General features: G+C 35.6%; 11 protein-coding genes and 1 pseudogene. 4 read left to right on the top strand and 8 right to left on the bottom strand.

Going from position 1 to position 13,219, the window contains the following annotated elements:
* Positions 1-41: 41 nt before the first annotated feature.
* Both RMA94_RS15180 and RMA94_RS15175 read left to right on the top strand, forming a co-directional pair.
* Entirely contained in the window at positions 42-791 is a 750-nt protein-coding gene (locus RMA94_RS15180; RefSeq protein WP_311083686.1) for a hypothetical protein, read from the top strand.
* 60 nt (positions 792-851) lie between these two features.
* Positions 852-1,604 carry a hypothetical protein gene (locus tag RMA94_RS15175; protein WP_311083685.1) on the top strand — a complete coding sequence of 251 codons (753 nt, stop codon included), beginning with the start codon at positions 852-854 and terminating at the stop codon, positions 1,602-1,604.
* On the opposite strand, the pseudogene RMA94_RS15170 reads toward RMA94_RS15175, so the two are convergent.
* The 5 genes and pseudogenes from RMA94_RS15170 to RMA94_RS15150 all read right to left on the bottom strand — a co-directional run.
* Positions 1,601-2,248 (bottom strand): annotated as a pseudogene (locus RMA94_RS15170) (hypothetical protein); the annotation flags it as partial. The gene RMA94_RS15175 and the pseudogene RMA94_RS15170 overlap by 4 nt on opposite strands.
* 76 nt (positions 2,249-2,324) lie before the next feature.
* A complete protein-coding gene (locus tag RMA94_RS15165) occupies positions 2,325-4,043 on the bottom strand; it encodes a fructose-specific PTS transporter subunit EIIC (protein WP_311083684.1) in 1,719 nt (572 codons plus the stop codon).
* The gene (gene pfkB, locus RMA94_RS15160) at positions 4,030-4,977 is read right to left on the bottom strand and encodes a 1-phosphofructokinase (RefSeq protein ID WP_311083683.1); all 948 of its coding nucleotides are present in this window, start codon (positions 4,975-4,977) and stop codon (positions 4,030-4,032) included. Before pfkB ends, RMA94_RS15165 begins: the two co-directional genes overlap by 14 nt.
* A gap of 15 nt (positions 4,978-4,992) precedes the next feature.
* Positions 4,993-7,845: a phosphoenolpyruvate--protein phosphotransferase gene (gene ptsP, locus RMA94_RS15155; protein WP_311083682.1), complete on the bottom strand. Its 2,853-nt coding sequence runs from the start codon at positions 7,843-7,845 to the stop codon at positions 4,993-4,995.
* A gap of 316 nt (positions 7,846-8,161) precedes the next feature.
* The gene (locus RMA94_RS15150) at positions 8,162-9,022 is read right to left on the bottom strand and encodes an alpha/beta fold hydrolase (RefSeq protein ID WP_311083681.1); all 861 of its coding nucleotides are present in this window, start codon (positions 9,020-9,022) and stop codon (positions 8,162-8,164) included.
* Between the two features lie 141 nt (positions 9,023-9,163).
* Between RMA94_RS15150 and RMA94_RS15145 the strand changes: the two genes are divergently transcribed.
* The gene (locus RMA94_RS15145; RefSeq protein ID WP_019767691.1) at positions 9,164-9,619 is read left to right on the top strand and encodes a hypothetical protein; all 456 of its coding nucleotides are present in this window, start codon (positions 9,164-9,166) and stop codon (positions 9,617-9,619) included.
* Between the two features lie 25 nt (positions 9,620-9,644).
* Here RMA94_RS15145 and RMA94_RS15140 read toward each other — a convergent pair whose 3' ends face one another.
* The 3 genes from RMA94_RS15140 to brnQ form a co-directional block, all read right to left on the bottom strand.
* Positions 9,645-9,899, bottom strand: a complete 255-nt coding sequence (locus RMA94_RS15140; RefSeq protein WP_005073940.1) for a hypothetical protein — start codon at positions 9,897-9,899, stop codon at positions 9,645-9,647.
* Positions 9,900-10,158: 259 nt separating this feature from the next.
* On the bottom strand, positions 10,159-10,578 hold the full coding sequence (locus RMA94_RS15135) for a heme-binding protein (protein ID WP_005073943.1): 420 nt from the start codon (positions 10,576-10,578) through the stop codon (positions 10,159-10,161).
* Between the two features lie 189 nt (positions 10,579-10,767).
* Positions 10,768-12,069: a branched-chain amino acid transport system II carrier protein gene (brnQ, locus tag RMA94_RS15130; protein WP_005073945.1), complete on the bottom strand. Its 1,302-nt coding sequence runs from the start codon at positions 12,067-12,069 to the stop codon at positions 10,768-10,770.
* A 352-nt stretch (positions 12,070-12,421) separates the two neighbouring features.
* Here brnQ and map point away from each other — a divergent pair, with 352 nt between their 5' ends.
* Entirely contained in the window at positions 12,422-13,216 is a 795-nt protein-coding gene (map, locus tag RMA94_RS15125) for a type I methionyl aminopeptidase (RefSeq protein ID WP_002121088.1), read from the top strand.
* Positions 13,217-13,219 lie beyond the last annotated feature (3 nt).

Genomic DNA, 13,219 nt, shown 5'->3' with positions numbered 1-13,219 from the left:
TATTCTTATTTAAGGCTTGATAATAAAAAGGAAGAGCTTCCATGAAGGATTTAATCAACTCCTTTAAAGAAAATATAGTTATATTGTTCTTGTTAACAGTCAGTTCAATTTGTCTGATATTTATACTTTATAACATGTATGCGCTGCCTGAATTTGCGAATTTAAAGTTAAATGAGAAAGGAGACTTTATAGCTGGAATACTATCTCCACTGGGTTTTATGTGGCTTATTTATGGTTATATACAACAGGGACAGGAGTTGAAGTTAAATACAGAAGCTTTGCAAATACAGGCAGAGGAATTAAAAAATGCCGTCTTTGAGCAGCGCCGATTAATTGAAATACAGTTACAAGATAATTTCTCAAAACACTTTTCAATTGAACCTCGCTTAAAATTTAAAGGGAAATCATTAGAGATAAAAACAATACGAATACCGATGCATGAGGATACCGAAGACTATTATATTGATGAATATACTTATGCAGACGTAACATTCACTATGGAAAATATAGGTGGAGATCTTAAAGATTTAACAGTTATGTTCAAAACTAGTGGGAATATTCTTAATAAAATTTATGAAATAAAGACAGGTCAACAAGTTGAAATTATTTTTAGTTTAAGTGAGTCAGAAACTTATCAACTTAAGACAGAAGATTTCCCAAACATAAGTACGTACTTGATACTTAAATATTATGACAAATTAGGAAAAGAGTTAGTTTCTAAAATATGTTGTGAATGTTCGGGTAATTTATTAAGTGTAGACTATGATGTTATTGTTTTTGAGGATATTTAATATAGTAATATGAACCTAAAGTTAAAAAATTAAGTAATTTTTTTGGAAAGAATTAGCTTTATGCAAGAACAAGTTTTAACAACAGTTTCAAAGCCTTTTTATAAAAAGTGGACATTTTGGGGAATACTAATAGTATTAGGCTTATATGGCTGTATTATTGGTTTTTATACATATAAGGCTTTTCATGCACCGGGCGAAAATCGTCTTCTTAATTCTAATGAACTAGGAGATTTTTTAGCTGGTGTTTTTGCACCACTTGCTTTCTTATTTTTATATTTAGGATACTTACAGCAAGGTGAAGCATTAAGAAAAAGTAACGATCATCTCTCGGAACAACTTAAACAGCAAAATAGATTAATCGCTCTCCAAGAAGCAGAACGTATAGAAAGAGAACATGCGGCCCAGCCTATATTTGATTTAGTAGTTAATGCATCACCTTCACCAGAGTTTAAATATGATGAAAAATTAAAACGAGCTGTGATGGTTCCCAATACTATGGGGCAAGCGTTAGATATAAAAATTAAAAATTCTGGTCAGAAAATTTCTACAATTATTATAAGTATTTCAGGAGATGTAGATAGATTTGTTAATTCATATATTTTAATGGATACAAATGAAGAAGCGAGTGAATATTTAGTAATAAGTAAAGAGCAGCTCGACTCTATAAACAAATCAGTCTTAAACTTAAGATTAGATATTATATATAAAACAAGTCTGGGTTCAAAATATTTAAAATCTTACCCAATTGTTTTAAATCTTGAAAATAATACAACTAGTTATGCGATGGATGTAGATCATTCTAAAATTGATTAAATGCACCCAACCTCACTAAACCAATCTTCAAAATCATCTGGGTTCTCTTCAATTTCATCTCTAGCTGGAAGGGAAGTGAACTCAATTGGTGCTGAAGGGTGATTACTTGCAAAGTCAGCTAGCAAGTGAGCAATAGCACTATCACCATGTCGGTCTTTATTATTTGAGTTGGTTTTCCCCATCGCAGGAATACGGGCAACACCATTAACCAATACAAATGCCCGGTGATCTTCTATCACGTCTTGATCCGCTGGCATATTCTCAATATCACCATCTTCTAACGATGATTTAAAATGCGGTATGTTCTCTCGATACCATGCTTCAGTCAGCATGACAGCTTCAATTTGCTCACCATATTTGACCTGCATTGCTTCAGCTAAATAACCACCATTACCACTGGCATCGTGTGCACCTTTACTAAAGTTAGGTAATATCCCAACAATAAGTTTTAAAAATTCTTCTTGTTGTTTGTATGGAACTTTAAACATTTCAAATAGGAAAGGAATACGTTTCTTTGTATTTTGCTGAGCTACCAAAGGCCAGAATGAACAAGCTTTACGTTTACGTGCAAAGTCTAGTCCATAATAACTGATCAGCTTTTTAGACAATGCGTTAATTACAGGTTTTAAGTACTCATTATTGAAAACTCTCAACTTCAAGTTTTCTTTGATGAAACATATGAAGTGTAAAAAGGGAGAATTTATATTCTCCCTTTTTTAATTATGCAGTGGTCACAATTTTTTCTTCTATTTTTTTCTTAACAATGGCATAGCTTATCCCTGTAACGATACTACCAGCAGCAATTGCAGCAAGATATAGCCAAGCATGATTAATCGCATTAGGAATTAAAAGAACAAATACACCGCCGTGAGGAGTAACTAATTCGCAATGGAATAATGCAACAAGTGCTCCAGTTACAGCGCCACCTAAAATGCAAGTTGGAATAACACGCATTGGGTCTTTAGCCGCAAAGGGAATAGCACCTTCTGAAATAAAACATAAACCTAATACGAAAGCAGCTTTTCCGGCATCTTTCTCTCCTGTACTAAATTTATTTTTAGCAATGAAAGTCGCAATAGCCATACCAATAGCAGGAACCATGCCGCCAGCCATTGTAGCTGCCATAGGCATATACGTGTTTGTTGTCAGCAGTCCAACAGTAAAAGCGTAGGCTGCTTTATTGATTGGTCCACCTAAATCAATACACATCATGCTTGCTAATATAATTCCCATTAACACGGCATTTGTTGTACCCATGTTATTTAAGAAATCTTTCATTAGCTCAAAAATATGTGCTACTGGCTGTCCAACCACATAAAACATAATTAGACCAACAAATAATGTGCCTAATAACGGAATAATTAGAATGGGTTTAAGTGCTTCTAAACTAGTTGGAAGTTTAAGTTTTTTAGCGATAAATAGTGCGATATAGCCTGCAAGAAAACCTGAGACAATACCTCCTAAAAAACCTGCTTGTAACTGAGAAGCAAGTAAGCCGCCAATTAAACCAGGTGCGAGGCCAGGACGATCAGCAATCGAGTAGGCGATATAACCAGATAACATTGGAACCATAAGCATAAATGCAGCGGCACCAATTTGTTTTAATATAGCCGGTAAGCTGCCTGCTTGTTCAGCTGCATTAAGGCCAAAGCATAAAGACAGAGCAATTAAAAGACCTCCCGCCACCACCATAGGTAACATATAAGAGACACCTGTTAAGAGATGTTTATATACGCCAACTTTTTCGGTTTTATCTTTGTTTTCTGCAGATGTTTGTTGCTTACCTTGTTCTAAAACTTGCGCATTACTGATTGCCTCAGCAAAAGCTTTATCTGTTTGCTTTAGAGCAAAACCTGTACTACATCTATAAACACGTTTACCTACAAAACGGTCTGTATTAACTTCAATGTCAGTCGCAAGAATGACGATGTCCGCATCAGCAATAGCTTGAGGTGATAAGATATTTTTTGCGCCAACGGAACCTTGAGTTTCTACTTCAATCTCATAACCGAGCTTTTCTGCGCCTTGCTGTAAAGCTTCGGCTGCCATAAAAGTATGCGCGACACCCGTAGGACACGCAGTGATCGCAACAAATTTTTTAGCTGTAGTTGCTGATAGGCTATTATCATTTTGCCAGTCTTGAGCAGATTTAAAATGATCTAAAGCAGTTTGAAGAGCTGAATCAGTATCACTTTTGATCTCTTCAATGTTAACGAAAGATAAAAGGTGTGTACCAAAAATATTAAGATTTTTCGGGCGTTGTCCAACAACGATAACTTGGTCAAAGCTTTCATTCACCTCGAATTCATCAAGCGAAATAATGCTGTTTTGATAACCCTGTTGAGACGCGACTTGTGCAAGCTTACGAGCTAAAATCAAAGCATTGACTTGCTGTTGCGGACTATTAATAACAAATAATAAACGTTTAGCAGTTGGCATCAGATTCACTCAATGAATTGATTATAGTTTGGGCTTTTAATTGGTTTAGCTTTTCAGCATTAGGAATACGAAAGCCTATTTGTGTTACAGCGTGGCTTGCAATTGCGGTAGCAATTTTTAATGTTTCTTCGGCAGAGAAGCCACTTAATAAGCCATGAATCATACCTGCTAAAAGAGAGTCACCCGCACCAACTGTACTTTTAACTATCACTTTAGGTGCTGTGGCATGCAGTGGGTGAGTGTCATGTAACCAGTTTACACCGTCTTCACCCATCGAAATAACGACATGTTCAATTTTAGCTAAGTTTGCAAAAAGTTTTTTTTGTTCAGCATAGGTTGTAGCAGGAAGCTGATAACTTTCTACTAACTCATCTGTATTTGGTTTAATCATCCAAGGTTGACATTCAATTGCAGCAACCAACGCTTTACCACTTGTATCAAGTGCAACATTTTTACCTTGCTCTTGAATAAGTTTAATAAGTTGTTGTAACTCATCAGCACTAAAACCTTGTGGTAGGCTTCCAGCAATAGCAACCACATCTACCTGAGGCAAAATCATCTCGATTTTTTGAAAGAGGTTTTTCTTATCTAGTTCAGATATGAAAAAACCTTTTCCATTCAAATCAGTCATACGTCCCGAATGTTCAGCAATTTTTATATTTTGGCGAGTTTCACCTTCAATATAAATAAATTCAGGTTGAAATTGAGCTTCTTTAAAATGGTCATCGAAAATCTGTCTGTTTGTTACTCCTAGAAAACCAGAAACAACAACCTCATGCCCCAAATCTTTTAAAACTTGTGCAATATTTAAACCTTTGCCTGCCGCATGTATTTCTACAGATTCTTGGCGGTTTACTTGACCTATCTGTAACTCTTTGAGTTGTATAGTCACATCAACTGCAGGATTTAAAGTAATTGTTAAAACTTTAGCCATTACCATTCCTAATCTTTACATTTCTTGTTCGGATAACTGACGTACAGCAGTAGCGCTATCACATTCAAGTGCACGCTTTGCAAGCACTTGAGCTTGACTGTAGTTAAGTGTACGAATTTGGGCTTTAACCAAAGGAATACTATTTGGTGACATACTAAGCTCATCGACCCCTAAGCCCATTAGAATGGGCACAGCTTTTGGATCGGCTGCGAGTTCACCGCATATGCCTACCCATTTGCCATACTTATGTGCAGCTTTTACAGTTTGATCAATCAATTGCAAAATACTTGGGTGTAGTCCATCTGCTTCAGCCGAGAGGATAGGGTGACCACGGTCAATGGCTAAAGTATATTGAGTTAAGTCATTTGTTCCGATACTGAAAAAGTCCACTTCTTGCGCGAGGATAGGTGCAAGTAACGCAGCAGAAGGAACTTCAACCATAATACCAACTTGTAAGTTGGCGCATGGATGTACAGCTTTAACTTCATCAAGAATAGTTTTTGCAGCACGCCATTCTTCCACACGGCCAATCATTGGAAACATGATTCTTAGAGGGCGGTCATCTGCAGCTTTAAGCAAAGCAATAAGTTGTTGACGCAACAAATCAGGCTGTCTTAGCGTTAAACGGATACCTCTTAGACCTAAAAATGGATTTTCTTCTTCAGCAATTGGAAGGTAAGGAAGTGGTTTGTCACCACCTACATCTAGCGTACGTACTACGAGAGGGCGGCCCGCTAGAGCATCTAAAACAATACGATAATCTGCTTCTTGGGTAGCTTCACTCGGAGCGGTACTATGCGCCATAAAAACAAGCTCAGTCCTGAGTAGGCCAATTGCTTCAGCGCCATATTCAACCGCATGGGCTGTTGCTTGAACTTTTCCTAAATTGGCAGCAATTTCGATTTGATGTTGATCTAGAGTAATCGCAGGTTCTTGGCTGTGACGTTCAGCTTCTTCACGAATTTTTTTCTGAAGCTCTCGTTCTTGTTTTGCTTGTTCGATTTGTTGAGCATTGGGATTTAAGATAAAAGCTCCAGTATCTCCATTAATTAAAAGAGAACTTTTTTGCTCAATATCTAGTACTTGATCACCAGCCCCAACAATTGCAGGGATACCTAAAGCACGAGCAACAATAGCACTATGAGCGCTTGCACCGCCTACAGCTGTCAAAATACCTGCTACACGATCTTTATTAAGTCGGGCTACATCACTTGGTCCTACGTCATACATGATTAGTATATAAGGCTCTTTAGGTTCTTCGATGATGACCTCACCGCAGAGTTGAGCCAAAACGCGATCACCAATATCACGTAAATCTGTAGCACGCTCAGCCAGTAATCGGTCTGGTAAAGCTGCTTGCTCTTTGGCTGCTGCCTCAATATGTTCATGCCATGCAGCAGGGGCAGAAAGATTCAAGTTAATCTTTTGATAAACACCATTAATCAGATCTGGGTCGTCAAGCATTTCCAAATGTGCTTGGAAGATTTGCTTAATCTCAGCCACTTCAGATTTTGCAATAACTTGGTGAATATTGTTTTTAACAGCGTGAAGAGCAATATCAAGTTTTTCTTTTTCTACTTTGACACTTAAACCCATACGTTCATATTGGTAAACCTTTGGCTTAATTACATGTACAGGTCCGAAAGCTAAACCGCTTGAGGCAGCAATTCCTGTATTTGAGCTAAGTGGTTTTGAATGGCTTGGAATTTCACTAGATTGCTCAATTTTAATGTCTGAAGATTTTATAGGTTCAACTTCTTCACCTAAGCCTTGTTGCACGGCCTGAATAACTTTATCTAAAGCATCAACAGCATCTGTTTCTGGTTCGGCAATGAAACGTAAAGTTTGGCCACGTTTACAACCTAAAGCCAAGAGGCGCGTCAAACTTTTAGCAGAAACAAAATTTCCGTCATCTACTGCGACCTGAATATCACCTTGAAAACTTTTAGTTAAGTTCACTAAATGAGTTGCTGGTCGAGCATGTAATCCATGGGCATTGGCTAATACAACCGAACGGTGAGGCCAATCTGGAATAACATCTGCACCAATGATTTTAGCAATTTCATTTGGTGCTTGTGTTTGGTCTAATTGCGCAATTTGCTCTGGATTAAATAGAATATCAATCAGTCGATTAAATCTCTGACTATCTAATTGCTCATTGGCAGCTATACACACGAGAGTATTTAATTTTTTTTCACCTAGCTCTAAAGCATGGCGAGGTTTTACAATGCTGATCGCTGGTTGTTGAACAAACTTACTACTTGAAATAGACCAGATCTGATCTTGTAGTTGAATAACTTGATCAGGGTCAAGTGAACTTAGAAAACCGCACTTTACGAAATTGTGTTTTTTTAAAATCTGAGATGCAGACCAAAATAAATCTTCAATATCTTGAGATTCAATTTCAGTTTGAATTAAATTCTCATGCAAAGTTAAAGATAATGGTTGAGCTTGTAAGATTTCAATAATTTGTTCAGGTTGTTTAGCATTTTTTACCTGTTCACTTACATCATGCATTAAAGCTCGAGTTAATATTTGTAGAACTTGTAAATGTTCATCAGATTTTGCTGCAATAACAACAGCTAAATAAATTCTGTTTTCACCATCCCATATAATTCCTTCTGGAAAGTGAGCTAAACGGATACCTGTTTCTAGAATAAATTCGCGAGATTGGGGTGTACCGTGGGGAATAGCAATGCCTTGACCTAAATAGGTGGCACTTTGTTGTTCCCGATTGATGAGTCCTGTAATGTAGTCAGGTGTAACTAACCCATCTTTTACCAATATATCTACTAGACACTGTAATGCATGCTTTTTATCAACAGCATGTTGATTCATATGAATATGTCGAGGCTCTAGTGCTAGCATACTTATCCTTGAACAATTTCTTTGGTTTAGCTAAACAGAAAAAAAGAAGCTGTTAGTATTAAAAATAGGTTAGTTTAACCGTTTTTAAACAACAGCTTCATATAAATAACGATAGCAGAACTTTAAAGCTATATCGACGTATTTACGTAAAAAGTGCTTGTTTTTAATACAAAGGAATAGGTGATTAATATATTTTGATTTCTTATGATAATTATTAGGTTAATAAACTAACTTTATAAAAGAAGTGGGTATTAATATTAAAAAAAACCTCTATACCGGATTACGGGTATAGAGGCAAAAGTAAAAGATCAATAGATTAGTGTTGGATTTCCTGTTCTAAAAGTACCCACAAGTTTTGATGTGATTTTTTAAACATTAGCATGTGCCCAATTGATTTATGCCCAAGTTTCATGGGATTTAGCTCTAGCATTTTTGTGGGCGCATTAGGATAAAGTTTTAATAAATCTTCAACGTTACGCTCGGTTGCAATTTCATCGTCACTTGCCCAAATTGAAGTAATAGGGCAGATAATTTCACTATGAAAATCATGATGGACTGTTTTACCTATAGCATTTTTCACATAGCCAGGATGGCTGCAAAATTCTCGCCACTGTTGGGCGACTTTTTTAGGTAAGTTTTCTCCCATTCCAATAAATTGGGTAGCACCATAACCTTTAAAAGCACTAGAAATTGGAAAGATGACATTGAACATTACCGGTGCTAAAAACTTGGTTTTACCTTTAAGACCTTTTACATGGCCAGTGGAACCTGCGACCGCAATAACTTTTGCTACTTTATGAAAATTAGGAACAATTCCTAATAACTGACCACCAGCACTGTGGCCCAGAAGGGTAACTTGTTCTGCTTTAGTTTTTTCTAATAACGTATCAATTGCGCAAGGAATATCGAGAACTCCCCAATCATTAATACTTGCTGTACTTTGCTTCAAAGACCCGTGTAAGGAGCCTCCAATTCCACGGAAATCAAAGCTTAATACGTCATATCCTTGTTCGCTTAACCATGTAGCAAAAGAGTGATAGAAGTTTTTAGTAATACCTGTTGCAGGACAGATCAACACGGGATTTACTGATTTTGGGGATTGAGCTGGATAAAAATGTGCAGCAAGTTGATAACCATCTTTACAGGTCATCCAAAATGATTCAAAAGTGTTATCCATAATATTTCGTAGTGATTGGTTTATTGATATCTTTAATTTACACGAGTTCTGAAATGAAACTTGGTTAAAATGTGACTATAAAGTCAATATTTATGTTATATAGCTCATTAAATTTGAATAAAACAAATAATTGGAAAAAAGATGGATTTACCGAAAGCTGTACAGCTCGCAATTGTGTTTAGTGGCATATTTTTATGGATAGGGATGTTAACTGGGGTATGGAAATATTGGCAAATACGCCGTTCAGAATTAAGTCGTGCTCATTATTATGTGGATATCGCTCATCGAAGTAGTTTGTTATATGCAGCTGCTAGCCTAATTTTAGCTGTATTAAGCTATTTTACTGTTTTAAATGAAAATATTACTTTATGGTGTGTGTTCGCAAATATTCTATTTTTTAGTTTTTCAATTCTGGTTTATATCATACATGGCTATTTACAGGACACAACAAATCAATTCAAACGTCCTCACAAGCTAGGTCGTTTTAGCTTACCTTCATGGATGATGACTTTAATGATGGTGGGATTAATTTTGACTGAATTATTAGCTACAGCTATTTTAGTTATCGGAACAATTTTTTTATTTTTGGATGTATAAAAATGGATGATTGCTCATCCATTTTTTAAGTATTCAAGTTTTGTTGACTAAGACGTCTTTTAGCTAGTTTTCGCATCTTATGGTCGACAAAGGCCCACACACAAAATATGAAAGAAACAACCATCGCATACATAAAGTATTCGGGTTTCAGATTTCCTTTAATCATACCTTGAAACAGTAAAGTCAGCATAAGAGCAAGCGGTGTTACTCCATAAACAACTGAATCTTTGCTGTTCAGAGTGTTAATGAAGACTTGTTTGTTGAAATGTAATGATAACATCTCCATCCCTCCTTGTGGTTGCGCTAAAACCGAATGTTTTAGTCAAGAATAAGTTTAATGTTGTACTTCTATTTTTAATTCAATTCAATAGTGAATAGAAAATTTTTTGAACAGTTTTATAAAAAACTCTATGTTTATAAAAGGTTAAGGTATTAAAAAAGTAAATATTAAATATTTTTGTATAAAATACTTAATATTTTAGAAAAGAGAAAATATTTTAATGAAAAGTGTAATAATTTCTCTTTTCTATCATTTCAGGTTAGCTGTTTTGTTTTTTTAAAAATGTATCAATCGCATGTTGAGCAATTTCTGCATCTTCAAAAGATTGGACACCAGAAACGCCAATCGCCCCTAAAACTTGTCCGTCATAAATAATGGGTTTTCCACCTTCTAACATTCCTTGAGCACTAGGCATACTTAAAAAACCTAAGCGTCCACTTTGTAGAAGTTCTTCATAAAATTTTGAAGGTCTACCTGATATTGAAGAGCATTTTGCTTTTTCTAAACATAAATGTGAGGATAAAGGTGAAGCACCATCTAAACGTTTCATCATCAGAAGAGAACTTGTTTCATCAACAATAGCAATACTGACTTTAAAGTTGTGTTCAATTGCATATTTTTGAGCTTCTTCCATTAAAAACTCTGCATCTGCTTGTGTTAGGTAATATTTACTTTTCATTGTTGCTCTTCTTTCCTAGTAAGCTAAAAATTATTTTAGTGTAATTTTACAGTAAAAACTGATTATATCTATAGTTGATTTGTCATTGAAAGTAGTGTGGAAATAAAATGCCGGTTGGGTAAACTCAGCATTTTATTCAATATATAAAATCATGTTTGGGTAAAACTCGATTTCAAAAGAGACACTAGATTAAATGTTTTTAAATTTAACTTTGTCGATAATTACGGTAATTGCTAGAACAACTAAAGATGGGATCAACCAAGCTAAGTTTTGTTCATTTAAAGGTAAATGTTGAAGAAATGCAGGTAAATAATCACCAAAACCAGCAACTTTAATACCGTCAATAATACCGAAAATTAAAGCAATACTTGTTACTGAACCGACAATAAAAGAGGGTTTGTGCCAAAATTTCCAAAAGAAGCTCAGCATAATCACAACAATGGCTGGTGGATAAATTGCACTTAAAACAGGTACTGATACGGCAATAAGTTTGGTTAATCCAAGATTAGAAATAATGAAAGAGAAACCAACTAAAATGAATACTAAAAGTTTGTAAGGTAATTTAGTTAACTGAGCAAAATACTCACCGCAAGCACAAGTTAAGCCAATCGCTGTCACCATACATGCTAGAAAAATTAGTCCAGTTAAGAATAATGAACCCATATTGCCAAAAGCATGTTGAACATATGCATGTAAAATTACTGCACCATTTGCTGCATTTGGTGCTACTTCATGACTACCTACACCTAATTTGAATAAGCTTAAATAGACTAAAGTAAGACCTGCACCAGAAATAAGACTGGCAATAATCGCATACTTAGTGACTAATTTTTTATCGGTAACACCACGCGAATAAATCGCTTGAATAATTACGATACCGAATACTAATGCGCCTAAAGTATCCATAGTGAGATAACCGTTTACGAAACCTTCCGAAACTGGAGATTCAACGTAATGGTTGATTGGAGCAGGGACGTAACCCGCTGGGATCATAACTGCTGCAATACCTAAAATTGCTAAAGCAATAATTTTTAGGGGAGCAAGCACATGACCAACAGTATCTAATAACTTGTTTGGATAAAGTGAAACTACAGTTACAAATGAAAAATAAATTGCGCTGTAAATTAAAAGGCTACTACTTGATGTTCCAAAATAAGATGAAAAACCAATTTCATAAGAAACAGTAGCTGTACGTGGAGTAGCAAATAAAGGGCCTACTGATAAATAACAAACAACGGTTAAAATCAGACTTGCTACTCGACCGAGAGGAGAGCTAATAATTTCAATGGAACCCTGCATACGAGAGAGTGCCATGATGGTAATTACGGGTAGACCAACTGCAGTAATCAAAAAGCCTATAGCGGCTAGCCATACATGATCACCGGCTTGTTGAGCGACAATGGGAGGAAAGATAATATTGCCAGCCCCAATAAAAAGAGCAAAGGTCATAAAACCTAGGGCAATAATATCTCCAGTACGAAGATGTTGCATAAATTAAAATTAATAAAAAAGAAGGAATTTTAGAGCAAAAGAGATCATGATCAAGCGGTATTTTATGTGAAAAAGATTTTTTTCAGAGCATAAAAACCTTTAATAGATATTAAAAATATCAACTGGTTAAGGTATGTATTTGAAAAACCATTGAAAGAAATTAGGAAATCATTTTTTGTCTCTGACTTTTTAAAGAAATTATGCAAAAATAAAAGTAGGAATTTCTATTATGAATGTTGAATATTTGGGCATTTAATGCTTCCAGCCTATCCTATATCCGTTCTAGAATATTCTAAATTAACTTACATTTTTGTAGGCGTGGTAAAAGCAGTGCCTACGAGGATAAAACTGAATGAGAGCTTCTACTGTTACAATAAAAACTGAACAAGATCTGGAAAAGTTAAGAATTTCTGGACGCTTGGCTGCACAAGTTTTAGAAATGATAGGGGCATATATTAAACCGGGTGTATCTACTGAATATTTAGATAACCTGTGTAATGACTATATTGTAAATACTTTAAAAGTTATTCCTGCGAATGTGGGATATCATGGTTTTACTAAAACAATATGTACATCAGTAAATGAAGTAGTTTGCCATGGAATTCCGTCACCGAATAAGATTTTAAAAGATGGCGATATTATTAATATTGATGTCGCAATTATTAAAGATGGCTATTTTGGTGATACGAGCCGCATGTATTTTGTAGGTGATGTAAACCCGCAAGCAAAAAAACTTGTTGATACAACTTATGAAGCGATGGTTGCTGGGATTCATGCTGTTAAGCCAGGAGCTACACTAGGCGATATTGGTTATGCTATTCAGTCAGTTGCTCATCGAGAAGGGTATAGTATTGTTCGAGAATATTGTGGTCATGGGATTGGTAAGGTTTATCATGAACAACCTAATGTTTTACATTATGGACAGCGCGGCCAAGGCTTAGTATTAAAAAAAGGTATGGTCTTTACGATTGAACCGATGATTAATGCGGGTAGACCACAGGTTAAAGAATTAAATGACGGATGGACAGTTATTACTCAAGATCTTTCGTTATCTGCGCAATGGGAACATATGGTTGCTGTAACTGACACTGGCTTTGAACTCTTAACACCTTGGCCTGAAGGTGTAGGAAACTATCCTGTAATTTAAAAA

Origin of the sequence: Acinetobacter sp. V115_6 (assembly GCF_031799025.1) — a bacterium.
GTDB lineage: Bacteria > Pseudomonadota > Gammaproteobacteria > Pseudomonadales > Moraxellaceae > Acinetobacter > Acinetobacter pittii.
The sequence above is the reverse complement of the archived record's forward strand: the minus strand, read 5'-3'. Positions and strand labels throughout refer to the sequence as shown.